This is a genomic window from Rhodococcus maanshanensis NBRC 100610 (assembly GCF_001894865.1).
GTDB classification, from domain to species: domain Bacteria; phylum Actinomycetota; class Actinomycetes; order Mycobacteriales; family Mycobacteriaceae; genus Rhodococcus_G; species Rhodococcus_G maanshanensis.
The window spans coordinates 47661-70917 of sequence record NZ_BCXA01000037.1; the positions used below are offsets into that span (position 1 = coordinate 47661).

Sequence of the window (23257 nt, forward strand, 5' to 3'; positions counted from 1 at the left end):
CCGGCGAGGTTGAGCATCACACGCTCAACTTCAGAAGGGCAGGGTCATGACAACAACCGAACGTCTTCCCGTGCTGTTCGTGGCGGAACCGGTGGTGCTGCCAGGAATGGTCGTCCCCATCGAGCTCGACGAACCGGCACAGGCCGCCATCGACGCGGCCCGCAGCAGCAGCGACGGCCGCGTGCTGCTCGCCCCACGCCTCGAGGACCGATACGCGGCGTTCGGCGTGGTCGCCTCCATCGAACAGATCGGCAGGCTCAGCGGCGGGGCGCCTGCCGCGGTTCTCAAGGCAGGCAGACGCGCCCGCATCGGCACCGGCGTCACCGGGCCCGGCGCCGCGCTGTGGGTCGAGGCCGAGCTCGTCGAGGACCACGCCCCCGACGGCCGGACCACCGAACTCTCCCACGAGTACAAGAACCTGGTGGTCGCGGTCCTACAGCGCCGCGAGGCCTGGCAGGTCATCGATTCTGTCAACCGGCTCACCGACCCCTCGGCGATCGCCGACACCGCCGGTTACGCCCCCTACCTGACCGACCTGCAGAAGCGGCAGCTCCTCGAAACCCCCTCGGCGACAGAGCGCCTGACCGTGCTGATCGACTGGACGAAGGAGCATCTCGCCGAGGTCGAGGTGGCCGACAAGATCGGCGACGACGTCCGCGAGGGCCTGGAGAAGAGCCAGCGCGAGTTCCTGCTGCGGCAGCAACTCGCCGCGATCCGCAAAGAGCTCGGCGAGGGCGAGGCGGACGGGGCCGACGACTACCGCTCCCGCGTCGAGGGTGCCGACCTGCCGGATTCCGTGCGGGAGGCCGCATTACGCGAGGTCGGTCGACTGGAGCGGGCGGGCGACCAGAGCCCCGAGTCCGGCTGGATCCGTACCTGGCTCGACACGGTGCTCGAACTCCCCTGGACGGTCCGCACCACGGACAGCACCGACGTCGTGGCCGCCCGTGCGGTGCTCGACGCCGACCACCACGGCCTGGAGGAGGTCAAGGACCGGATCGTGGAGTACCTGGCGGTCCGCGCGCGCCGCGCGGAGCGGGGCCTCGAGGTCGTCGGCGGCCGCGGCTCGGGCGCGGTCATGGTGCTCGCCGGTCCGCCCGGCGTCGGCAAGACCTCGCTGGGCGAGAGCGTCGCACGGGCGTTGGGGCGCAAGTTCGTTCGCGTCGCGCTCGGCGGCGTCCGCGACGAGGCGGAGATCCGCGGGCACCGGCGCACCTACGTGGGCGCGCTGCCGGGACGGATCGTCCGCGCGATCAACGAGGCCGGCTCGATGAACCCGGTCGTGCTGCTCGACGAGATCGACAAGGTCGGCTCGGACTACCGCGGCGACCCCGCGGCGGCCCTGCTCGAGGTGCTGGACCCGGCGCAGAACCACACGTTCCGCGACCACTACCTCGATCTCGACCTCGACCTGTCCGACGTGGTGTTCATCGGGACGGCCAACGTGGTGGAGTCGATCCCGGCCGCCCTGCTGGACCGCATGGAGCTCGTCACCGTCGACGGCTACACCGCCGACGACAAGGTGGCGATCGCGCGGGACTTCCTGGTGCCGCGTCAGCTCGAACGCGCGGCACTCACCGCGGACGAGGTCGAGGTGACCGAGGACGCGCTGCGCGAGCTCGCGGCCGACTACACGAGGGAGGCCGGGGTCCGTCAGCTCGAACGGCTGCTGGCGAAGGCGCTCCGCAAGGCCGCGACCCGGCTCGCGGGCGTCGCCGCCCCCGAGCGGGTGGTGATCGGGGTCGACGAGCTCAAGGACCTGCTCGGCCGGCCGCGCTTCACCCCCGAGGCGCACGAGCGGACCTCGGTTCCCGGCGTATCGACCGGGCTGGCCGTCACCGGGCTCGGCGGCGACGTGCTGTTCATCGAGGCGAACGCCACCGACGGCAAGGCGGGGCTGACCCTGACCGGGCAGCTCGGCGACGTGATGAAGGAGTCGGCGCAGATCGCGCTGTCCTATGTCCGCGCGCACGCGGCGGAGCTGGGTGTCGACCCGGCCACCCTGGACCGGAGCATCCACATCCACGTGCCCGCGGGGGCGGTGCCCAAGGACGGGCCGTCCGCCGGGGTGACGATGGTGACGGCGCTGGTGTCCCTCGCCCTCGGCCGCCCGGTGCGGTCGGACGTCGGCATGACCGGCGAGGTCACGCTGAACGGGCGGGTGCTGCCGATCGGCGGCGCAAAGCAGAAGCTGCTGGCGGCGCAGCGGGCGGGACTGAGCACGGTGTTCCTGCCCGCCCGCAACGAGCCGGACCTGGACGACGTCCCCGCGGACGTCCTCGAGTCCGTCGAGGTGCGCTTGGTGTCCGACGTCGCGGACCTACTGCGGTCGGCCATCACGTCCGCCGAGGAGCAGTCGGTCCAGGCGGCGTAGCCGCACCGTGCGGGATCCGTACCCCGATCGGGGTACGGATCCCGCACGGGAGTGATGGCGCCGAGCTCTTGTGGGACAACGGATCCGGGATCGGCCGGAACGGGAGTGCGCTGTCGGAGCCGGCCCGATCGTCTGGTACTGATACGGGCATGAAACGAACCCTGATCGCCGCCGTCGCGGCCGCCGCCGTGCCCTTCTTCCTCGTCGGCTGCAGCTCTGACACCGAGGAGAAGACGAGCGACTCCGCCGCCGCCAGCACGGTCGAGGAGCTGGCGATCGGCGAGTCGCCGCAGCCGACCGGCGACATCTACCACGACACCTGCAACGGGATCCGCGAGTACATCAAGACCCTGAAGGACGCCGGCATCACCGGCGAGGGCAGCACGCCGGAGGCCATCGGCACCGAGTTCGCCAACCTCGCGAAGGCCGCGCCGGACTGGGCCACCAAGTCCGAGCAGGACCAGAAGGACTTCCAGCGCGGCGTGGACGCCGGCATCAAGGGCGAGTGCTGACCGCTCCCCACGGTGACGAGAACGCTGAACGCTCGGCTGGGACACCCCGGCCGAGCGTTTTGCCAACTCAACGGCGGCCGACGATCACCTACCGGCGCTTCCACAACCACTGACTGAAATCAGTTGTGCCCCAGATTCTCCAGCGACCTCCAAGTTCGGGGAGAGTGCCGCCGCGTGGCAACTCAGATCTGATCATCGACCACGTGGTTTGCGAGTCGGTCCGGAGGACGTTGCTTGAGCCCGGATGACAGTACGAGGACCGCCAGCACGATGGCCGCGAGGAGCAGCGCCAGGACATCTCCCCACAGATGTCCCATGTGGTCGCCGCTGCCGAAGGACTGCACCGCCATTATTGCGGCGTGGACGACGCTGGAACACACGGTGAACCAGATCAGGCTGAGATTGTCCTCGGGCCGTCGAGCCGCGTTCCACAGGAATACGCCCAACGTCACGTACAGGCCGACGATCATCATGAAGTAGTCGGATTGGTAGGGCGCACCGGAATGCCACGCCCACCCCGATGGCCACACCACCGCCAACGGATAGAGAAGAACCATCACCGCGCCGAAGACCACGAGCGCGATCTGAAGGAGTCTGTAGGTGAATGAGTAGGCCGTTGCGCGCTCCATGGGATCACTCCAAGGAATATGGCTCCAAGCGGGTTCCGTTTCCAGAATCTCCGAGGCGAAACTAAGAATCACGGTATCGCTCGCGCGTCGCGACTGCCACTGGACCATTTCCGTGCCGGAACTCCAATCGTCTTTCGCGTATCCGGTCCCACCGCCTCGATGCACATTGACATGTCATGTCAAACTGTCACGCACGAGCCGGCCGGGCTCGTCGAAAGTGCAGTATCAGGGGGGTACGTGGAGATCACCGAGGAATCGGCCGTCGCGCTGGCGGGCTCGATCCGGGCGGGTTCGCTCAGTTCGCGCGAGGTGGTCGAGGCGCACATCGCGGTGCTCGAGCGGGTCAACCCGTCGCTGAACGCGGTGGTGGTCGAGCGGTACGAGGCGGCCCGACGGGAGGCGGACGACGTCGATGCGCGGCTGTCCGCGGAAGGACCGGACGCGCTCCCGCCGCTCGCGGGTGTCCCCGTGACCGTCAAGGAGTCGCTCGCCGTCGCCGGCATGCCCAACACCGCGGGAGTCGTTGCGCGCAAACACATCCGCCCGGCCGCGCACGCGCCCGTGGTGCAGCGCGTCCTCGACGCGGGCGCGATCGTGCTCGGCCTGACGAACACGTCAGAGGGCTGCATGTGGATCGAGAGCAACAACCGGGTCTACGGGCGCACCAACAACGCCTACGACCGTCGGCGCAGCGCGGGCGGCTCCTCCGGCGGTGAGGGTGCCGCCATCGGCAGCGGCGGGTCCCCGATCGGGATCGCCACCGACACGCTTGGGTCGATTCGGATCCCGGCGTTCTGCAACGGGGTCTTCGGGCACCGGCCCTCGACCGGCCTCCTACCCGTCACCGGATCCTGGCCCCCGCCCTACGGGGTCGCGCGGATGTGCGCGAACGGCCCGCTGGCGCGCCGCGCCCAGGACCTGATGCCCCTGCTGGAGATCATGGCTGGACCCGACGGCGTCGACCCCCTCGTGCGGGAGGTACCGCTGCGCGACCCCGCGGCGACCTCGCTGGCCGGTGTCCGGGTGACCCTCGTCGACGACGCGTTCCTGCCGGGCGCCGGTCGCGAGATGCTGCGCGCGCGGGACCGCGCCGCCGCCGCACTGGAGGAGGCGGGCGCGAAGGTCGAGCACGTCACGATGACCTCGCTGCGCCAGATCGGCCTGTTCACCACCATCGTCCTGGCCGAGGAGACGGGCATCAGCTTCGCGGAGATCATGCGCGGCCAGGGCGCCCATCCCCTGTCGCTGCCCGAACTGGTCGCGTTGCGGGGCCGGCACACCGCGCCGATGCGTTCGCTGGTGATCGGCGAGGTGCTCGAGAAGCTGCTGCCCCAGCGGCTGGTGCGGAGGCTGGCCGCCGCCGCCCACACGGTGGCGGACGAGGTGACGGCGCTCGTCGGGGACGGGCTGCTGCTGCATCCGACGATGCCCGCGGTCGCGCCGCGACACGGCGCGTCCACCGGCCAGCCGTGGCGGACCAACGCCGTCGCCCCGTTCAGCCTCGCCGGGTTGCCGGTCACGCAGGCGCCGCTCGGGCTGGGCTCGGCCGGGCTGCCGCTCGGCGTCCAGATCGTCGGTGGGATGGGCAACGACCACCTCACGATCGCCGCCGCGCTCGAGCTGGAACGCGCGTTCGGCGGATGGGCGCCCCCGCGCGGGAACTAGACTTCCCGGGCCATCACCCGACCGAGAGATCGCCTGCCGTGCCTGCCGCCCAGCTCCCCACCCCGACCGCCCCGAGCCTGAACGCCGACTGCGGCAATTGCTTCGCGCTGTGCTGCGTGGCGCTGCCCTTCGCCAAGTCCGCGGACTTCGCGGTCGACAAGTCCGCAGGCCGGCCGTGCACGAACCTCCTGGACGACTTCCGGTGCGGGATCCACACCGACCTCCGACACCGGGGGTTCACGGGCTGCACCGTCTACGACTGCTTCGGCGCCGGGCAGAAGGTGTCCCAGCAGACCTTCGGTGGGCGCGACTGGCGGCGGGACCCGGCCGGGGCCGACGCGATGTTCGAGGTCTTCCCGATCATGCGGCAACTCCACGAGCTGCTCTGGTACCTGAACGAGTCGCTGACGACCGCGGCCGCGGCACCGGTGCACGCGGAACTCCGCGACGCCTGGGACCGGACGGTGGAGCTGACCGACGGCGACGCCGCGTCGGTGGCCGGGATCGACGTCGATCGCCACCGCCAGGAGGTGAATGTGCTGCTGCTCCGGGTCAGCGAGCTGGTTCGCGGGGCGGTGCCGGGCCGCAAGCGTGAACACCGGGGCGCCGACCTCATCGGCGCCAAGCTGTGCGGCGCGAACCTGCGGGGGGCGAACCTGCGGGGGGCGTACCTGATCGGCGCGGACCTGCGAAAGGCCGACCTGCGGTCGTCCGATCTCATCGGCGCCGACTTCCGGGGAGCGGATCTCCGGGGCGCGGACCTGACCGACAGCATCTTCCTGACCCAGTTCCAGATCAATGCCGCGAAGGGCGACGCGACCACCCGCCTGCCCGGCGCGCTGGCGACGCCACCGCACTGGAGCGATTCGGAAGTTCTCACGGCTCCCCGGGCCGCACGAGGTCGTCCTCGCCGAGCGGGTGGCGGCGGGACCAGACGGCATAACGGTCGGCCAGCGGCGCCGCGCTGAGCCCGTGGGCCAGCACCGACGCCCCGATCGTGATCACCGCCGCCGTCAGGAGCAGATCCTCGTGCGGCAGTTGCCCCGGCTCCTCGAGGATGAGGATGACGAAGACGATCGTGGCGAGTCCGCGCGGACCGAACCAGCCGAGGAACGCGACGGTCGGCGCGCGCGGGTGCGTGCCGACCAGCGACAGCGCGACGGGGACCATCCGGACGACGGTCAGGCTCAGCGCCGCGTAGCCGAGCACGGCCAAGGACAGGTGCCCGAGGGCGGGGCCGAGTAGCACGGCACCGAAGACGACGAAAGTGACGGCGCTGAACAGGTCGCCTGCCTCGTCGAGCAGGCGCGCCCCCTCCTCCCCGCCCCCGCCGCGGCGACGGATCGCGCCGAAGGTCAGTCCGCCGACGAACGCGGCGATGAAGCCCGAGCCGCCCAGTGGCACGGCCACGGTGTAGGCGAGCACGGCCGCCGCCACGGGGACGATCTGCGCCCACAACGGGTCGATCGTGTCGCGACGGCGTGCGAGGGCCAGCATCGCGGCGGCGATCGCGCCCGCCCCGACGCCCGCCGCGATGCCGAACCCGATCTGCTCGGTGACCAGCCGGACCGCGGCACCGCCGCCGATCGCACCCGCTTCCGCCTGCGCGATGGCCAGCACGACGAGGAAGAGCGGCACGCAGATGCCGTCGTTGAGCCCGCTCTCGACGTTCAGGCCCTGCCGCACCCGCAGCGGCAGGGTCCGGAGGGTCACCACGGCCTGCCCGAGCGCGGCGTCGGTGGGGGCGAGAATCACCGCGAGCAGCAGCGCCTCGGGCCAGGCGAGGTCGCCGAGCACGACCACCGCGGCGCCGAAACCCGCCGCGATGGTCAGCGGCAGGCCGATACCGAGGAGCCGGGCAGGCAGGGAGATCTCGGTGCGGAGCGCGGACAGGTCCACCCGGGCGGCGTCGGAGAACAACACCAGCGCGAGCGTCACCTCGGCGAGCAACTTCACCGTCTCGGCGGTGGCGTCCACATCGATCAGTCCCGCGGCCTCTCCCCCGAACAGGAGTCCGGCGGCGGTGAAGACGATCGGAGCCGTGATCGGGGTGCCCTCGACCCGCCGGGACAGCGCCGCGAAGACGAGCAGGACCCCGGCGATCGCGGGTAGCGCCCATGTCATGCCGCCACCGCCCTACTCCACGTCGCCGGGCTGCCAGGTCTCGTCCAGTATCGGACGCGACACCGACCCCGGGTCCAGAAAACGAGCAATCCGGCGCCTAACAGCTGTATCTGCTGGTAGACGCCGGATCCCGTGGAGCCCCCTGTCAGGATTGAACTGACGACCTTTCGCTTACAAGGCGAGTGCTCTACCACTGAGCTAAGGAGGCGGACAAAGCGCGCCCATCATATCGGCCGCTCGCGGGAGACGGGTTCCCGGTGCCTCAAACGCCGACCCGCGCCGACCCGGTCGGCGTATGTTTGGCACGACACATTCCCTGACGGGAGCGGTCCCATGGATCTCAACACCATCAGCGATGTCGTGCGGCGACCACCCGACCGCCCCGGCGCAGAGTGGCGCGAGGGCGATGCCTGGCTGGCCGGGGGGACGTGGCTGTTCTCCGTCCCACAGCCCGAACTGCGCCGTCTGGTGGATCTCACAACACTCGGATGGGATGCCCTCGTCCCGAGCGAGTCCGGCCTCGAGATCGGCGCGACCTGCACCGTTCGCGATCTGTATGATCTTGCGCCGCAGATTGATTGGCGTGCGGCCCCGCTGCTGAGAACGAGCTGCGAGGCGTTCCTGGCCTCGTTCAAGGTGTGGAACTCGGCGACGGTGGGCGGCAACATCTGCATGTCGCTGCCCGCGGGACCGATGATCACCATGACCGTCGCGCTCGAGGCGACCTACACGCTGTGGGCACCCGACGGATCGCAGCGCACGATCGACGCGGCCGAGTTCGTCACCGGCGACCACCGCAACGTGCTGGTGCCAGGCGAGGTCCTGCGCCGCATCGACATCCCGGCCTCCGCGCTGCGCAAACGCCACACCCACCGCCGCTTCACCCTCACCCGACTGGGGCGCTCGACCGTGTTCATGATCGCCACCCAGACGCCCGGCACCGCCGACCTGGCTCTCACCATCACCGCGGGCACCACACGTCCGGTGCGCCTGACGTTCGCCGCCCTCCCCGACGCCGAGACCCTGCGCGGACACATCGACACCCTCCCGGACGACATCTGGTTCGACGACCCGAACGGCACCCCCGAGCACCGGCACCACCTCGCGCGGCACTTCGCCGAGGAGATCCGCGTCGAGTTCGAGTCGGGAGACCTGTGATGACCTACACCGTCAACGGCAAGACCTTCGACGGGGAGCCCCGCCCCGGCCAGTGTCTGCGGACCCATCTGCGGGACCTCGGCCACCACGGCGTGAAGAAGGGTTGCGACGCAGGTGATTGCGGCGCCTGCACGGTGTGGCTCGACGGCGATCCGGTGCACAGTTGCATCACCCCCGCGTTCCGGGCGGAGGGCCGCGAGGTGACCACGATCGAGGGCCTCGGCTCCCCCGACGACCTGCACCCCGTGCAGCGGGGTTTCCGCGACGCTCCCGGCTTCCAGTGCGGCTTCTGCACCGCGGGCATGATCATGACGGCGGCGACGTTCACCGACGCCCAGAAGCAGGACCTGCCCCGAGCGCTCAAGGGCAACCTGTGCCGATGCACCGGCTACCGGGCCATCGAGGACGCCGTGCACGGGGTCGCAGGCATCGAGGTCGCGCCCCCCGGCCGGGCCGTCGGAACCAGCGTCGGCACCCCCGCCGCGACCGACGTGGTCACCGGCCGCGCCGAGTTCACCATGGACACCGACATCGACGGCATGCTGCACCTGAAGGTGCTGCACTCACCGCACGCGCACGCCCGCATAGTCTCCATCGACAAGACCGCGGCGCTCGCGGTGCCCGGCGTGCACCGCGTCTACACCTGGCAGGACGTCCCCCGCAAGCGCTTCACCACCGCCATCCACACCGACCACCTCGTCGACCCGGACGACACCTACATCCTCGACGACACGGTGCGCTTCGTCGGCCAGCGGGTGGTCGCGGTGCTGGCCGACACCGTCGGCGCCGCCGAGGAGGGCTGCCGCCGGGTGGTGGTGGAGTACGAGCCGCTGCCGGCCGTGTTCGACCCGGAGGAGGCGATGGCCGACGGCGCCCCGCAGCTGCACGGCTCCGACGATCCGTTCGTGCGGGACCCGGTGCACAACGTCCTGCTCGAGCTGCACGGGCACGTCGGCGACGTCGAGGCCGGCTTCGCCGAGGCCGACGTGATCCACGAGGGCACCTATTTCTCGCCGCGGGTGCAGCACGCGCACCTGGAGACGCACGGCTCCATCGCGTGGATGGCGGACGGCCGCCTGCACGTGCGCACCAGCTCGCAGTCGCCGTCCATCGCGAAGGTCAAGCTCTCGCACCTGTTCGACCTGCGCCCGGACCAGCTGCGGGTGTTCTGCATGCGGGTGGGCGGCGCGTTCGGCGGCAAGCAGGAGGTGATCTCCGAGGACCTCGCCGCCCTCGCCACCCTCGACACGGGTCGGCCGGTCTGTTTCGAGTACACCCGCGAGGAGGAATTCACCACCGCCTCGCCCCGGCACCCGATGAGGCTCACGGTCCGGCTCGGCGCCCGGTCCGACGGCACCCTCACCGCAATGCAGGTCCGCAACGTCTCGAATACCGGCGCCTACGGAAACCACGGTGGTGAAACACTTTTCGCCGGCGGAGCGGCGGTCATGCTCTATCGCTGCCCGAACAAGAAGTTCGACGGCTACTCGGTGTACACCAACACCGTGCCGAGCGGGGCGCTGCGCGGCTACGGCATGACCCAGCCCGCATTCGCGGTCGAATCCGCCATGGGCGAGTTGGCGATCGCGCTCGACATGGATCCGCTCGAGCTGCGCCGCCGCAACATCGTGCGGCCCGGCGACTCCCTCGTCGCGTTCGAGGACGGACCCGACGACGTGGTGTTCGCCGAGGACGGCGTCGGGCGGTGCATCGACCTCGTCGACGAGGCTCTGCGCCGCGGTGGCTCCGAGCCGCCACCCGGCGGGGACTGGCTCGTCGGGACCGGGACCGCGAGCTCGTTGCACGAGACCGCGCCGCCGACCGATCACATTTCGGAGGCGTGGGCGACGCTCGGCGGCGACTGCATCTACGAGCTCGCCGTCGGCACAGTGGAATTCGGAGAGGGAACCCCGACAGCGCACGTGCAGATCGCGGCGAGCCAGCTCGGGACCACCCCCTCCCGGGTACGCCTGGTCCAGTCCGACACCGACCGAACGGGCTTCGACACCGGCGCGTTCGCCAGCGCCGGCCTGTCCGTCGCCGGCAACGCCGTGGCGCGGGCGACGAACGCCCTGCGCGACCGGATCCTCGCCTTCGCCGCCGCGCACGCGGGGGTCGAGGTCGCGGCCTGTGCGATGGACGATGACGCCGTGGCCTGCGACGGCGTCCGGGTGCCGCTCTCCGAGCTCGTCGAGGCCGCGCGTGCCCGCGGCATCCGGTTCACCGCCGCCCGCAAGGCGTACGGGTCCCCGCGCAGCGTCGTGTCCAACACCCACGGCTTCCGGGTCGCCGTGCACCGGGTCACCGGCGAGGTCCGCATCCTGCGGAGCGTGCAGGCAACCGATGCCGGGGTGATCATCAACCCGGCGCAGGTGCGCGGGCAGATCGAGGGCGGTGTCGCGCAGGGCATCGGCTTCGCGTTGACCGAGAACTTCCACGTCGACAGCGACGGCGTGATGACCAACCCGAACCTGCGCAACTACCGCATCCCCACCTACGCCGACGTGCCCCGCACCGAGGTGCTGCTGGTCGAGTCGACGGACTCGGTGGGGCCGATGCACGCGAAGGGCATGGCGGAGTGCTGCATCAACCCGGTGGCGCCTGCGCTGGCCAATGCCGTCGAGGACGCGACGGGCGTGCGCTTCCGGGAGCTGCCGCTCACCCCCGAACGCATCTACCGCCGGATCGTGGAGTCGCGCACCGGCGCCACATCGGTACACGCATAGGGAGGCGACGGTGGAGGCCGAGGAGCACGTCCGCGACACCGCGACCGTCATCATCGGCCAACGGGTGCGTGCCGGATCCGAGGCGGCGTTCAAGACCTGGCAGGAGGAGATCAACGTCGCGGCCTCGCAGTACGCCGGCTTCCTCGGTGCCCAGATCGCCGCGCCCACCGCGGTGCAGCCCGATTGGGTGGTGGTCTACCGGTTCGACTCCGTCGCGAACGTGCAGGCCTGGCTCAACAGCGCCACCCGCCAGGGGTGGCTCGACCGGGGGCAGCAGTACCTCGACGGCCCGGCAACCCAACAGGTGATCACCGGTGGATCGCGCCCGACCGATCAGCTCGTGACGGTCGTCGTGACGCACCGCGTGAGACCCGACAGCATCGACGCCTTCATCGAGTGGCAGGACCGGATGCGGTTGGCGGAGCGCAAGTTCGAGGGTTTTCGCGGCTCCGAACTCTTCCGGCCCATCGAGGGCGTGCAGGACGAGTGGACCGCCCTCTACCGCTACGACAACGCAGCGAACCTCTTCACGTGGCTCACCTCGACCAAGCGACAGCAGCTGCTCGCGGAGGGTGAGAAGTTCCACGAGTTCTCCTCCCACACCGTCGACAACTCGTTCGGGAGCTGGTTCGCCTTCGACGAGAAGGGAAACGAGGCGCCGCCACCCTCGGACGTCAAGACCTCCATAGCCGTCTGGGTCGGCCTCTATCCCACCGTCGTCCTGATCGCCCTCGCGCTCGCCCCGCTGAAAATGCCGCTGTGGCTTGGCCTGCTCGTCGGGAACCTGTTGTCCAGCTTCGCCATGACCTTCGTGACCATGCCGCGCTACGTGAACCGGCTGCTGGGGCGCTGGTTGCGGCCACCTCCTGACGCGCTGGAGCTGAGGTCGAACCTGCGCGGGATCGCCGTCGTCGCCGGGGCGATGGCCTTCTGGGTCGTCGTCTTCTATCTCGTGACGCGGCAGTTCTGGACGCTGCCCTGAAACAGAGAGAGTTCACCCTTCAACAGGATCGAGGACCAACCGATGACCACGAAGACTGCACGGCGCGCGAGCCTGATCCCCTTTGCCATCGCCTCGGCGCTGCTCGTGGCGGGATGCGGCTCGAACGACGATGACACCACCCCGACGACGAGCGCAGCGGCGACCTCCATGCCCATGTCCATGTCGATGCCCACGGGCACCACAGCGATGGCGCAGGTCAGCAAGGAAAAGGCGGAACAGTCCGCCCTCGCGACCGTGCCCGGCGGGGTGGTCGTCTCCTCCGAACTCGTCAAGCACGACGGCACGCAGGTGTGGCACGTCCACATTCGCAACACCCAGGGCTGGGACTACGACGTGGACGTCGACGCAGCTACCGGCGCGGTGGTGGATCGCGACCAGGAGGATCACGACGCGGACGACCGCACGTCGATGACCGGCGCACCGAACGCGGCGGTGACGGTCACCAAGGAACAGGCCGAACAGACCGCCCTCGCGACCGTCCCCGGCGGCACGATCGTCTCCTCCGAAACCAATCAGCACGACGGCAAGACGGTGTGGCACGTCCACATCCGCAACACCCAGGGCTGGGACTACGACGTGAACGTCGACGCCGCCAGTGGCGCGGTCGTACCCGACAACTGATCGGTGCGGACCCGAGATGCGCACGCTGGCAATCACGCAGAACATCACCGTCGACGGCTCGATCGAGATGTTGGGAGATTGGTTCGATCCCCAAGGTCAGGGCGGGGTGGACAATTCCGATCTGCTCGAGGAGTTGCACCGCCAAGACCGTGCGGCCGACGGATTTCTGGTGGGTCGGCGCACTTTCGAGGACCTACGCGGATACTGGCCCAAGCAGCCCGACGATCCCACGGGGATCACCGACTACCTCAACCGAGTTCAGAAGTACGTCGTCTCCTCGACGATGACCGACCCGCAGTGGCAGAACTCGACGGTCCTCTCCGGCGAACCCGCCGAGGAGGTCCGCGCATTGAAGATGCAGCCGGGCAAGGACATCGTGGTCACCGGCAGCATCATGCTGTGCCACACCCTGATCGAGGCAGGACTCGTCGACGAGTATCGGTTGTTCGTGTACCCGGTCGTGCAGGGCCGGGGCCGCCGGTTGTTCCCCGACGGGTTCGAGTTGCCGGAGTTGGCACTGCTCGACGCGAAGGCCTTCCGCTGTGGCATCACCTACTCGCGGTACGGCACCGCCTGACTGGGGACGACAGCTCTCGAGCCGGCCGAGGACGAACAATGATGCGGTCCTATGCGGCTTCGACCTAGCCGCCGGCCGCCGCCACGACGTCGCGAATCGCGTCGACAACCAGTTGCGGCGACTCGTTGTGGATGTTGTGGCCGCTGTTCGTCTTCGTGATGTGCTGCGCGCCGGCAAACAGCAGAGCGAGGCTGTCCTGCGACGCCAGCTGCGCCCGCCAGAACACCTCCGGGTAGTCGGCGGGTGCGTCGGCGGGCAGGCGGGCGCGGAAGGCATCCGGGTCGAAGGTGTCCCCGCTGAGCACCACGACCGGCACGTCGGGAACCGGCGGGGCGGCGTGCAGCTGTGCGAAGGTCGCGGCGGGATCGAGCTGTTCGACATCCGCCCACTGGGCGGTGCGGCGTTGGTTGTCCAGCTCGTTCATTCGGAGGAACACCGAGAACTCGGCGGGGGTCAGCTCGCTCTCGAGATACTCCGACATGCCATCGACCAGGACCAGACCGGCCGTATCGTCCGGGTGGGTGCCCGCGTACACCCTCGCGACCGGCCCCCCGTACGACCACCCGACGAGCACGTAGGGACCGGGCACCTCGGCCGCGGTCAACAACGCGCCCAGGTCGGCGGCGTCCCGCTCCGGGGTGGTCGGCTGGGACACCGGTGTGGACGGGGTGAACTCGTCGCCCGTGCGGGCGGTCCCTGGCCGGTCGTAAGAGCAGACCCGGGTGAACGCGCCGACCTCCGGATACACCGCTGACCCGCTCGGCACCATGTCACCGGAACGATCGGTGACCTCGCTCCAGGTGTCCGCAGCGGCGACGGCGCCGGGCACCAGCACCACCGTCGGGGACCCGGTGCCGCGGCACTCCAGGTACATCTGCCGCCCACCGCCGATGTCGAAGGTCCGGGCGATGTCGGCCTGCGGCGTGTCCGCCGTTGGCACCGTATTGCCCGCGGGGTTCTCCTCCTCGCCGCCACACGCGATCAGCGACGCCGTGACGCCGAGGACGGCCGCCGCGAACCGCAGGGCGGCGAGTCGCCCGCCCGGACTGGCGCGCATCACATCAGCGTGTCACACCGCGACGCTTTGCGGGAGGGCACCGTCGCCGACCCGCACCCCCGGGTGATTGGCCCTGATGTTCACCGCCGCGAGCGCGACCGCCCGCTCGATCCGGCGCTGCCGCGTCTCCGGCCGCTTCGCCGTCGCGATCCACTCCAGGATCAGCCGCTTCGAGGACGGCGGAAAGGCCTCGAAGTTCGCGCGGGCGGCCCCGTTACGATGCAGCGGCTCCCGCAGGTCGTCGGGCAGCGCGGCGCCGTCGTCGGGCACCACCTGCCAGGTCCCGGTGGCCTTGGCGACATCGATCAGGGCCTGGCCGTGCGGGGTCATGTGGCCCAGCTCGATCATGTTTGCCGCGCGTTCCCGGTTCACCCGGCTCCACGTGCTGCGGCGATTGCGCGGGGTGAACCGGAGCCGGGAACTGTCCGCGTCGTGCTTGCGGTGCAGTCCGTCGATCCAGCCGAAGCAGAGGGCCTGCTCGATGGCCTCGTGGTAGCGCGGGCTCGGCGTGCCGCTGTCCTTGTGGTGGATGATCAGCCAGATCTCCTTCTCGGACTGGCCGTTTCGCGTCAGCCAGTCGCGCCAGTCGGCGATCGTCCGCGGGGCGAAGGTTGCCACGTCGGGGGTGCTCACGGCGGCCATCTCACGCCTCCTTCGAGCCGAGGATGTCGAGGTAGTGCTGGTTGTACATGACACCGAGGATGTTCCCGAACGGGTCGACGACGGAGGCGGTGACGAACCCGGGCCCGCGCTCGGTCGGCTTGTCGTGCACGGTGGCGCCCAGCGCGAGCAGTCGATCGAAGCTCGCCTGGACGTCGTCGACGTGCCAGTAGGTCACCTGGCCCGCGGGCTCGTCCGTGCGGGCGTGCGGCGCGAACCGGCTGTCGATGATGCCGAGCTCGTGCTGGAAGTCGCCGACGCGGAACTCGACGTATGCGGTCGCCCCGTCGATCTCACGCGCGAAGTACGGCGGGATGCCGAGCACTTCGGTGTACCAGTCCTTGGCGGCCGCGACATCGTCGGCGAAGAAGCTGACGGTGGTGAGTCCTCGCAACATCGGTGGTTCCTTCCCTCATTCGGTTGGTGACAAGAACCATCATTCCGATCAAAGTGCTCACCAACTGAGCACTTTTACGGGGAAACTGAAAACATGCGCGCAGACCGACTCGTCGCCACCCTCCTGCTCATGCAGTCCCGCGGCCGGGTGACGGCCGCCGAACTGGCCGACGAGCTCGAGGTGTCCGTCGCCACCGCCCGCCGCGACCTGGAGGCGCTCTCCGCGGCAGGGATCCCGGTGTACCCGCAGCCCGGACGCGGTGGCGGCTGGGCGCTCGTCGGCGGCGCCCGCACGGACCTGTCCGGCCTGTCGTCCAACGAGGCGCAGGCCCTGTTCCTGCTCGTCGGCCCCGCCGCGGCGGTCTCGAGCGAGGCCAAGGCCGCGCTCCGCAAGCTCGTACGCGCTCTGCCCCAGACGTTTCGGGCCGAGGCCGAGGCCGCCGCGGGAGCCACCATGATCGACCCGACCCGCTGGGGCGAGCGCGACCGCCGCCGACCGGCGATGGTGGACCAACTGCAGTCCGCCGTGGTCCGCAGGCGCAAGGTCCGGCTGACCTATGTCAACGGCGCCCGCGAGCGGAGCGAACGCCTTGTCGATCCGTGGGGCCTGGTCGACAAGGACGACACCTGGTACCTGATCGCCGGGACCGAGCACGGCCGGCGCACCTTTCGGGTGGACCGGATCGCCGAGGCCGAGCCGACCGATCGGCCCGCCGACCGGCCCGACGACTTCGAACTCGCCGCCGCATGGGAGCAGGTGGTCGGGAAGATGGAGGAGCGGCGCGGGGCTACCTGGGCGACGGTGCTCATCGAGGCCCGGTTCGTGCGGATCCTGCGCGACCACTTCGGCAGGCACTGCCACACCGATGGCGAGACCGACGACGGCCGCACCCGGGTCCGCCTCGCCGCGCCGACCCCGCTCGACATCGCCCGCAACCTCGCCGGCTGGGGCGCGGACGTCGAGGTGCTGGAGCCGCGATCTGTCCGGGACGAGTTGGCGCGCATCGGAATCGAGCTCGCCGGTCGCTATGCCGGAGGTGCGAGATCTGTACACGGCGACGAGGGGTAGGCAAGCACACACAGATTCTCGCGTCACCCACAGGCTTCGAGCGCGTTCATGCCCTTCCCCGGTGCCGTGCCTTCGCCTTCGTACGAGCGATCTGCCTGCGGGTGTGCTCGGCGGTGTCGCGAAGGTGCTTTCGCCTCGACTTCCGGGCGCTCGCGTTCTCGGAGATGGTCTGCTTGACAGCCTCCTGGGCGGCGGTGCTGACGGCCGGCTGGGCTCGTTCCCTCGCGACCTGCCGCGCCAGCCGTTTCGGATTGACCGGCCGTGCTGCCGCCTGCCGCTGATCGACCGGCACCGCAGGTGAGCGGTGCGCGAGGGCGGACAGCGCCCCATAGTCGCGTAGCGAGAACTCGTAGAGTTCGGGGCCGCTCGGTTCGGACCCGAACACGTGGCGAGCGACGCGCAATTCGCCGTTGTCGATGACCTCGAGCAGGCCGACCCAAAATTGTCCGTCGTAGAAGACGGTGAACGTCGTGGAACTCACTTCCAACCTCCAGGTATGCGTAGGCAACCTGGCAGCATCAGGAGTCTTCGACGGCGAAGTGACGAGCACGCCCGAGCTGGGGGCCCGAGGACCCATCGGGACGTGCCATCCGGACTTCCTCCGGACTGTGCAATTCGTGCGACCAGCAATCAAGGTCAGCCTATCGCATGTATTAAAAACGCAGGTCAGGACCTATTTGAATCGTGATAGCTTCGCTGCCGCCGAATCACAGTGGGAGAAATCATGCGTATGACGCTTCAACACGTTCCGACTCGTCGCCTTGCCTTTGTGCGCGTGACCGGACCGTTTGGACAGGGCAACGCCCAGGCGATCGCCGATATCAAGCAGTGGGCGTCTCGCCGGGGACTACTCCGTGACGGAGCGATCCTGTGCGGGATTCCGAGGGACGATCCCTCGGCGACACCGCCCGAGGAGTGCCGCTACGACGCGGCGATCGTCGTGAGTGACGATCTCGAACTCGATGACACGGTCGGCGTCGGCAACCTCCGCGGCGGGAGGTACGCGGTGTTCGATGTGCCGCACACCACGGAGGGCCTGAATGCGGCGTGGTCGAGACTGTTCGCGGAAATCGAAACTCGCGGGCTCGCAATGGACGACGCCCCGATCTTCGAGATGTACACATCCGAATTGCTCGCACGCCACACCTGCCAGCTCTGGGTACCGCTTCGGCGGGAACTCCCCTGATCTCGCGTACCCGCCCGGCCGTCATCTCACCGGAGCAGGAACTCGATGGCGACTCGCTCGAACGCCTCCTTCGCCTCGACCATCACCCAGTGACCGCAGTTCGGGAACACGTGCAACTCGGCATCGGGGATCAGCCTCATCGGCACCATGGGCATGTCCGGTGGGCACTGTCGGTCGTCTCGGCCCCAGGTGAGCAGGGTCGGACACCGCACCTTGTGCATCATCGACCAGTACGGTGGCGCATCCGATGCGACCATCGCCTGTTGTTGCGCCGCAAACGCTTTGGAGCCGTACATCGCCGCAAGCGTCTCGTGCGACGCCGGGTCGTTGGCGGTCTCCCAGCGTTCCTCGACCCGCTCCTCCGTGATCACGGCGGGGTCGTAGACCATGCATTCGAGCCAGCGGACCAGCCTTTCGCGGCTCGGGCTGTCGGCGAACTCCTGCAGTAGCCTTGTGCCCTCACTCGGGTTCTGACTGAAGATGTTCGGACCCACCCCGCCGATAGTGACGAGCTTGCTGACCCGCTCGGGGTGTCTCATCGCCAGGTTGACGCCGACGACGCCGCCCATCGAATTCCCGATCATCGCGGCCGATGGGATACCGAGTTCGTCCATGAAGCGGATCACCGACGAACCCGCGGTGAGCACGGGATGCCCTTCCACTGGATCACTCACGCCAAATCCCGGGAACTCCAGGATGTAGCAGTGGAAGTGCTCGGCGAAGACGTCCAGGTTTCCCCGATAGTTTCGCCAGCCGCTGACTCCGATACCGGAGCCGTGCAACAAGATCAGCGGCGGCCCCTCCCCCGCCTCGTGGTAGCGCAACACCCCCTTGTCTGTGACGACTTCCCTCTTGGTCCCCTCGTAGGTCACGTCCATCCCAAAAGATTAGAATGTGTTCTAGTTTGATGTCGTGAAATCCGCCAGGTCTCGCCGAATCAGTGATTCGCGACACCAGTTCCGAATGACCGGCCGCCACACCAGGAACCCTAGAGAGCCTCAGATAGCAGCATTTACCTGCTTATATCTGGAACGATGCCGTCGACACACGCTGACGACCGGTCTCCACAGGGAAAGAAACCCAATCAGTCCGATCCCTTTCGCATTCATGGAACATGTTCTAGTTTTGCATTCAGTCAGCCGGCAACTTCTACCGAGACGAGGCAGTCATGGGTCAGGTTCACGAGCGGATCGAGCAGTACGCGGACGAGATCCGCGCGGACGGTGTCGAGGGCGACAAGCTGATGCGCCTGACCGATGCCTCGGCCAAGCGGTTGCGGGATTCCGGGGTGATCCGGATGCTGCAGCCCAAGGATCACGGCGGCCTCGAGGCGCACCCGAGGGAGTTCGCCGAGACCGCGATGGCGATCGGTGCGATGGACGGCGCCACCGGCTGGGTCAGCGGCATCGTCGGCGTGCACCCATGGGAGCTGGCGTTCTTCGACCCGAAGGCCCAGCAGGAGGTGTGGGGTGAGGACCCCGACACCTGGATGGCCTCGCCCTACGCGCCGATGGGTGTCGCGGTCCCGACCGACGGCGGTTACATCCTCAGCGGCCGCTGGTCATTCTCCTCGGGTACCGATCACTGCCAGTGGGTGATGATCGGCGCGGCCGTGGGCGACCAGGACGGCAACCGGCTGATGCCGCCGAAGATCCTGCACGTGCTGCTGCCGCGCAGCGACTACGACATCGACCAGGACAGCTGGGACGTCGTCGGACTGCGCGGCACCGGCAGCAAGGACCTGATCGTCAAGGGCGCCTTCATCCCGGCGCACCGAACCCTGGACGCGGCGAAGGTCTTCGACGGCACCGCGCCGAAGGAGGCGGGGCGCACGCAGACGCTGTACAACTTCCCGTTCTCGTGCATCTTCCCGCTTGGCATCACCTCGTCGCTGATCGGCATCGCCGAGGGCGCGCTGGCCTGCCATCTGAACGCACAGCGCGAGCGGATCACGGTGTCCGGCACTGCGATCAAGGACGATCCGTACGTGCTGTACGCGATCGGCGAGGCCGCCGCGGAGATCGCCGCGTCGCGGGCGGCGATCCTCGAGACGGTGGACCGGTTCTGGGATCTCACCGACAGCGGCAAGGAGGTCACCTTCGAGCAGCGCGCGATCGGTCGCCGGACCCAGACCGCCGCAGCGTGGCGGGCGGTACGTGCGGTCGACGAGATCTTCGCCCGGTCGGGTGGCGGTGCGCTGCAGATGAAGACGCCGATGCAGCGATTCTGGCGGGACGCGCACGCCGGCCTCTCGCACGCCATCCACGTGCCCGGCTCGATCTTCCACTCGTCGGCGCTGACCCAGCTCGGCGGCGAGCCGCAGGGCGCCCACCGCGCGATGATCTGACGGGATCGGGAGAAACGCGGGCGCCCCGTGAGCCGTGTGGGCTCGCGGGGCGCCGTGCCGGTCTCAGGCGAGATCGAACCGGTCCAGGTTCATCACCTTGTCCCACGCGGAGACGAAGTCCGCCAAGAACTTCGGCTGCGCGTCGTCGCTCGCGTAGACCTCGACGAGCGCACGCAACTGCGAGTTCGAACCGAATACGAGGTCGACGACGGTGGCCGTCCACTTGACCTCGTCCGTGCCGCGAGCGCGGCCCTCGTAGACGTTCTCGGACTCGGCCGAGGCCTTCCACTCCGTGCCCATGTCGAGCAGGTTCACGAAGAAGTCGGTGGTCAGGGCCTCCGGCCGGTCGGTGAGGACACCGTGCGCGGACTCCCCGACGTTTGCGTTCAGTGCCCGCATCCCACCGATGAGAACCGTCATCTCCGGGGCGGTCAGCCTCAGCAGGTTCGCCTTGTCCAGCAGCAGACGCTCGGCGGGCAGCTTCTCCCCGGCGCGCAGGTAGTTGCGGAACCCGTCGGCCCTCGGCTCGAGCACCGCGAACGACTCCACGTCGGTCTGTTCCTGGGCGGCGTCGGTGCGGCCCGGCGCGAACGGGACCGTGACGTCGTGCCCGGCGTTCTTCGCCGCCTGCTCCACCGCCGCGCAACCCGCCAGGACGATCAGGTCGGCCAGCGAGATCCTCTTGCCGTCGGACCGCCCACCGTTGAAGTCGTCCCGGATCCGCTCGAGCGTCTGCAGCACCTCGGCCAGGCCTGCCGGATTGTTGGACTCCCAGTCCTTCTGCGGCGCAAGCCGAATCCGCGCCCCGTTGGCCCCGCCGCGGTTGTCGGTGCCGCGGAAGGAGGCAGCCGACGCCCATGCCGCTCCGACCAGCCGGGGAATGGACAGCCCCGAACCCAGGACCGAGGCCTTGAGCGCGGCGATCTCGTCCGGCCCGACCAGGTCGTGATCGACCTCGGGGACGGGGTCCTGCCACAGCTGCGGTTCCGGAACCCACGGTCCGAGATAGCGCGAGACGGGCCCCATGTCGCGATGCAGCAGCTTGTACCAGGCCTTGGCGAACTCCTCGGCGAGTTCCTCGGGGTGGTCCAGCCAGCGCCGGGTGATGGGCCCGTAGACCGGGTCGAGCCGCAGCGAGAGGTCCGTCGTCAGCATCACCGGGCTGTGGGACTTCGACGGATCGTGCGCGTCGCGGACGGTGCCCGCCCCTGCGCCGTCCTTCGGAGTGTATTGCCACGCCCCCGCGGGGCTCTTGGACTTCTCCCACTCGTAGCCGTACAGGGTCTCGAGGAAGCTGTTGTCCCACTTGGTCGGGGTGGGTGTCCAGGTGCCCTCGAGGCCGCTGGTGATCGCGTCCCCACCGACGCCGGTGCCGAACGAGCTCTTCCAGCCGAGGCCCTGCTGCTCGATCGGCGCCGCCTCCGGCTCGGGCCCGACGAGGTCGGCCGGTCCCGCGCCGTGGGTCTTGCCGACGGTGTGGCCACCGACGATCAGTGCCGCGGTCTCGACGTCGTTCATCGCCATCCGGCGGAAGGTCTCACGGATGTCCACGGCCGCGGCGAGCGCATCGGGGTCTCCGTTGGGCCCTTCCGGATTCACGTAGATCAGGCCCATCTGCACGGCGCCGAAGGGACCTGTGAGCTCCCGGTCGCCGGTGTAGCGCTCGTCGCCGAGCCAGGTGTCCTCCGGCCCCCAGAACACCTCATCGGGCTCCCAGATGTCCTCGCGGCCGAAACCGAAGCCGAACGTCTTGAAGCCCATCGATTCGTAGGCACAGTTGCCCGCGAAGACCAGCAGATCCGCCCAGGAGAGTTTCCTGCCGTACTTCTGCTTGACCGGCCAGAGCAACCGGCGCGCCTTGTCGAGGCTCGCGTTGTCGGGCCAACTGTTGAGTGGGGCGAAACGTTGGGCGCCCTCGCCGCCACCGCCACGGCCGTCCGCGATCCGGTAGGTGCCCGCCGCATGCCAGCTCATCCGGATGAACAGCGGCCCGTAGTGTCCGAAATCGGCTGGCCACCAGTCCTGCGACGCCGTCATCAACTCGATGACATCCCGTTTCAGCGCGTCCACGTCGAGCGTCGCGAACTCTGCCGCGTAGTCGAAGTCCTCGCCCATGGGGTCGGACAGCGGCGAGTGCTGATGGAGGACCTGCAGGTCCAGCTGATTCGGCCACCAGTCCCTGTTGGTCCTGGGCCGGTGCTCCTGCGGGGTCGGGGAGTCGATTGCCGGGCTTTCGCTTTCACTCTTGGACACGACGGTCCTTCCTTCCGGGAGTGGGTGAATCGGACTTCGATCGCAAACCTGATCGCGAAACCTGTGTTGCCGAGCAGTCGCGGCACGATCCCCAGTACGTGACCTCGGCCTCCTCGACGACGAAGCCGCGGTCGCCTGGCGCGGTAAGGCAGGGGGCCGCGCCGACCGCACAGTCGACGTCGGCGATGACCCCGCAGGTACGGCAGACGAAGTGGTGGTGGTTGTCACCGACGCGGGCCTCGTACCGCACGGCGGTGCCCGCCGGCTGGATCCGCCGCACCAGGCCGGCGTCGCTGAGGGCCTGCAGCACGTCGTACACGGTTTGGCGGGAGACCTCGGGCAGGACAGCGCGCACGGCTCGGTAGATCGTCTTCGTGTCGGCGTGCGGGTGCGTGTGCACGGCCTCCAGCACCGTGGCCCGGGGCCGGGTCACGCGAAGCTCTGCCGTGCGCAAATGCGCTGCGTATTCCCTCGCGGAGGGCACCTCAATACAATGGCGCATCGTTCTGGACTCGGTCAAGAGTTTTCGGTCTCGATCGCGGACCTACCGCCCGCCCAGCGGAACCGCGCCTGCCGCAGGCAGCGGGGGAAGGTCCCCGAGCGGCGCTGGTGTCAGCGTCGTCGACTGCGGGTCCGCCCGGCCCAGCCCGATCTTGCGGACCTCGGATCCCGCCGCACCCGCGCTGCTGACGAGCAGATCCGCGCCCGCGGTGGTGCTGGTGGTGGCCACCTGCACCCCGCCGCCCGCGAACGGCTCGAAGGAGGCGATCTGCCGGAAATCCACTGGGCCCGAGTGGTGGTCCGGGCTCTCGAGGTACATCCCGGGCTCGCCGTCGAGCCGTGAGCCGCTCGACCACACGCGCACCGTGCCTGCCCCGCCGGTCATGCCGGTCACGATGC

General features: G+C 69.2%; 21 protein-coding genes, 1 tRNA gene and 1 pseudogene. 12 read left to right on the forward strand and 11 right to left on the reverse strand.

Annotated features, from left to right (window positions below):
* Positions 1-46 precede the first annotated feature (46 nt).
* On the forward strand, positions 47-2374 hold the full coding sequence (gene lon / locus RM1_RS18255) for an endopeptidase La (protein WP_072753145.1): 2328 nt from the start codon (positions 47-49) through the stop codon (positions 2372-2374).
* 149 nt (positions 2375-2523) lie between these two features.
* Positions 2524-2886 (forward strand): hypothetical protein, encoded by a 363-nt coding sequence (locus RM1_RS18260; RefSeq protein WP_072753146.1) that lies wholly within the window; start codon positions 2524-2526, stop codon positions 2884-2886.
* 182 nt (positions 2887-3068) lie between these two features.
* Here RM1_RS18260 and RM1_RS18265 read toward each other — a convergent pair whose 3' ends face one another.
* Positions 3069-3515, reverse strand: coding sequence for a DUF6632 domain-containing protein (locus RM1_RS18265; RefSeq protein WP_072753147.1), 447 nt, complete (start codon positions 3513-3515; stop codon positions 3069-3071).
* Between the two features lie 237 nt (positions 3516-3752).
* Between RM1_RS18265 and RM1_RS18270 the strand changes: the two genes are divergently transcribed.
* Together RM1_RS18270 and RM1_RS18275 are read left to right on the forward strand one after the other, a co-directional pair.
* On the forward strand, positions 3753-5180 hold the full coding sequence (locus tag RM1_RS18270; RefSeq protein ID WP_072753148.1) for an amidase: 1428 nt from the start codon (positions 3753-3755) through the stop codon (positions 5178-5180).
* A gap of 116 nt (positions 5181-5296) precedes the next feature.
* Complete coding sequence (locus RM1_RS18275) at positions 5297-6148, forward strand: pentapeptide repeat-containing protein (RefSeq protein ID WP_245816444.1); 852 nt, start codon at positions 5297-5299, stop codon at positions 6146-6148.
* Here RM1_RS18275 and RM1_RS18280 read toward each other — a convergent pair.
* Positions 6057-7304, reverse strand: coding sequence for a cation:proton antiporter (locus RM1_RS18280; RefSeq protein WP_072753149.1), 1248 nt, complete (start codon positions 7302-7304; stop codon positions 6057-6059). The genes RM1_RS18275 and RM1_RS18280 overlap by 92 nt on opposite strands.
* A gap of 133 nt (positions 7305-7437) precedes the next feature.
* Positions 7438-7512, reverse strand: a tRNA-Thr gene (locus RM1_RS18285).
* A gap of 125 nt (positions 7513-7637) precedes the next feature.
* Here RM1_RS18285 and RM1_RS18290 point away from each other — a divergent pair.
* Genes RM1_RS18290 through RM1_RS18310 form a run of 5 tightly spaced genes read left to right on the forward strand, consistent with a single transcriptional unit; the run spans position 7638 to position 13389 of the window.
* Complete coding sequence (locus tag RM1_RS18290; RefSeq protein ID WP_072753150.1) at positions 7638-8462, forward strand: FAD binding domain-containing protein; 825 nt, start codon at positions 7638-7640, stop codon at positions 8460-8462.
* Positions 8462-11188, forward strand: a complete 2727-nt coding sequence (locus tag RM1_RS18295) for a molybdopterin-dependent oxidoreductase (protein ID WP_072753151.1) — start codon at positions 8462-8464, stop codon at positions 11186-11188. Before RM1_RS18290 ends, RM1_RS18295 begins: the two co-directional genes overlap by 1 nt.
* A gap of 10 nt (positions 11189-11198) precedes the next feature.
* A complete protein-coding gene (locus RM1_RS18300) occupies positions 11199-12170 on the forward strand; it encodes an antibiotic biosynthesis monooxygenase (RefSeq protein WP_072753152.1) in 972 nt (323 codons plus the stop codon).
* 42 nt (positions 12171-12212) lie between these two features.
* Entirely contained in the window at positions 12213-12812 is a 600-nt protein-coding gene (locus RM1_RS18305; RefSeq protein ID WP_072753153.1) for a PepSY domain-containing protein, read from the forward strand.
* Between the two features lie 16 nt (positions 12813-12828).
* Positions 12829-13389, forward strand: a complete 561-nt coding sequence (locus RM1_RS18310) for a dihydrofolate reductase family protein (protein WP_072753154.1) — start codon at positions 12829-12831, stop codon at positions 13387-13389.
* Between the two features lie 64 nt (positions 13390-13453).
* Here RM1_RS18310 and RM1_RS18315 read toward each other — a convergent pair whose 3' ends face one another.
* The 3 genes from RM1_RS18315 to RM1_RS18325 are packed head-to-tail and all read right to left on the reverse strand — an operon-like array spanning position 13454 to position 15503.
* Complete coding sequence (locus tag RM1_RS18315; protein ID WP_072753155.1) at positions 13454-14446, reverse strand: alpha/beta fold hydrolase; 993 nt, start codon at positions 14444-14446, stop codon at positions 13454-13456.
* Positions 14447-14458: 12 nt separating this feature from the next.
* Entirely contained in the window at positions 14459-15088 is a 630-nt protein-coding gene (locus RM1_RS18320) for a YdeI/OmpD-associated family protein (protein WP_092667896.1), read from the reverse strand.
* A 1-nt stretch (position 15089) separates the two neighbouring features.
* Entirely contained in the window at positions 15090-15503 is a 414-nt protein-coding gene (locus RM1_RS18325) for a VOC family protein (protein WP_072753156.1), read from the reverse strand.
* Between the two features lie 93 nt (positions 15504-15596).
* Between RM1_RS18325 and RM1_RS18330 the strand changes: the two genes are divergently transcribed.
* Complete coding sequence (locus RM1_RS18330; protein ID WP_072753157.1) at positions 15597-16571, forward strand: helix-turn-helix transcriptional regulator; 975 nt, start codon at positions 15597-15599, stop codon at positions 16569-16571.
* A 46-nt stretch (positions 16572-16617) separates the two neighbouring features.
* Here the strand turns inward: RM1_RS18330 and RM1_RS18335 are convergent, their stop codons facing one another.
* Positions 16618-17052, reverse strand: coding sequence for a YjdF family protein (locus RM1_RS18335; protein ID WP_072753158.1), 435 nt, complete (start codon positions 17050-17052; stop codon positions 16618-16620).
* 231 nt (positions 17053-17283) lie between these two features.
* Between RM1_RS18335 and RM1_RS18340 the strand changes: the two genes are divergently transcribed.
* Positions 17284-17757, forward strand: a complete 474-nt coding sequence (locus RM1_RS18340) for an AraC family transcriptional regulator (protein WP_143069483.1) — start codon at positions 17284-17286, stop codon at positions 17755-17757.
* A gap of 26 nt (positions 17758-17783) precedes the next feature.
* On the opposite strand, the gene RM1_RS18345 is transcribed toward RM1_RS18340, so the two are convergent.
* Complete coding sequence (locus tag RM1_RS18345; protein ID WP_072753160.1) at positions 17784-18635, reverse strand: alpha/beta fold hydrolase; 852 nt, start codon at positions 18633-18635, stop codon at positions 17784-17786.
* 290 nt (positions 18636-18925) lie between these two features.
* On the opposite strand from RM1_RS18345, the gene RM1_RS18350 reads away from it, so the two are divergent.
* Entirely contained in the window at positions 18926-20104 is a 1179-nt protein-coding gene (locus RM1_RS18350) for an acyl-CoA dehydrogenase family protein (RefSeq protein WP_072753161.1), read from the forward strand.
* Positions 20105-20167: 63 nt separating this feature from the next.
* Here the strand turns inward: RM1_RS18350 and katG are convergent, their stop codons facing one another.
* The 3 genes and pseudogenes from katG to RM1_RS18365 form a co-directional block, all read right to left on the reverse strand.
* On the reverse strand, positions 20168-22357 hold the full coding sequence (gene katG / locus RM1_RS18355; protein WP_072753162.1) for a catalase/peroxidase HPI: 2190 nt from the start codon (positions 22355-22357) through the stop codon (positions 20168-20170).
* A complete protein-coding gene (locus tag RM1_RS18360) occupies positions 22344-22841 on the reverse strand; it encodes a Fur family transcriptional regulator (protein WP_083576819.1) in 498 nt (165 codons plus the stop codon). Before RM1_RS18360 ends, katG begins: the two co-directional genes overlap by 14 nt.
* A 60-nt stretch (positions 22842-22901) precedes the next feature.
* Positions 22902-23257: pseudogene (locus RM1_RS18365) on the reverse strand (copper oxidase); the annotation flags it as partial.

Excerpts from the sequence above, each read along its gene's own strand:
- RM1_RS18315 (WP_072753155.1), bottom strand. The coding sequence starts at position 14,446 with ATGCGCGCCAGTCCGGGCGGGCGACTCGCCGCCCTGCGGTTCGCGGCG.
- RM1_RS18320 (WP_092667896.1), bottom strand. The coding sequence starts at position 15,088 with ATGGCCGCCGTGAGCACCCCCGACGTGGCAACCTTCGCCCCGCGGACG.
- RM1_RS18330 (WP_072753157.1), top strand. The coding sequence starts at position 15,597 with ATGCGCGCAGACCGACTCGTCGCCACCCTCCTGCTCATGCAGTCCCGC.
- RM1_RS18350 (WP_072753161.1), top strand. The coding sequence starts at position 18,926 with ATGGGTCAGGTTCACGAGCGGATCGAGCAGTACGCGGACGAGATCCGC.
- RM1_RS18345 (WP_072753160.1), bottom strand. The coding sequence starts at position 18,635 with ATGGACGTGACCTACGAGGGGACCAAGAGGGAAGTCGTCACAGACAAG.
- RM1_RS18305 (WP_072753153.1), top strand. The coding sequence starts at position 12,213 with ATGACCACGAAGACTGCACGGCGCGCGAGCCTGATCCCCTTTGCCATC.
- RM1_RS18260 (WP_072753146.1), top strand. The coding sequence starts at position 2,524 with ATGAAACGAACCCTGATCGCCGCCGTCGCGGCCGCCGCCGTGCCCTTC.
- RM1_RS18310 (WP_072753154.1), top strand. The coding sequence starts at position 12,829 with ATGCGCACGCTGGCAATCACGCAGAACATCACCGTCGACGGCTCGATC.
- RM1_RS18295 (WP_072753151.1), top strand. The coding sequence starts at position 8,462 with ATGACCTACACCGTCAACGGCAAGACCTTCGACGGGGAGCCCCGCCCC.
- RM1_RS18325 (WP_072753156.1), bottom strand. The coding sequence starts at position 15,503 with ATGTTGCGAGGACTCACCACCGTCAGCTTCTTCGCCGACGATGTCGCG.
- RM1_RS18290 (WP_072753150.1), top strand. The coding sequence starts at position 7,638 with ATGGATCTCAACACCATCAGCGATGTCGTGCGGCGACCACCCGACCGC.
- lon (WP_072753145.1), top strand. The coding sequence starts at position 47 with ATGACAACAACCGAACGTCTTCCCGTGCTGTTCGTGGCGGAACCGGTG.
- RM1_RS18280 (WP_072753149.1), bottom strand. The coding sequence starts at position 7,304 with ATGACATGGGCGCTACCCGCGATCGCCGGGGTCCTGCTCGTCTTCGCG.
- RM1_RS18265 (WP_072753147.1), bottom strand. The coding sequence starts at position 3,515 with ATGGAGCGCGCAACGGCCTACTCATTCACCTACAGACTCCTTCAGATC.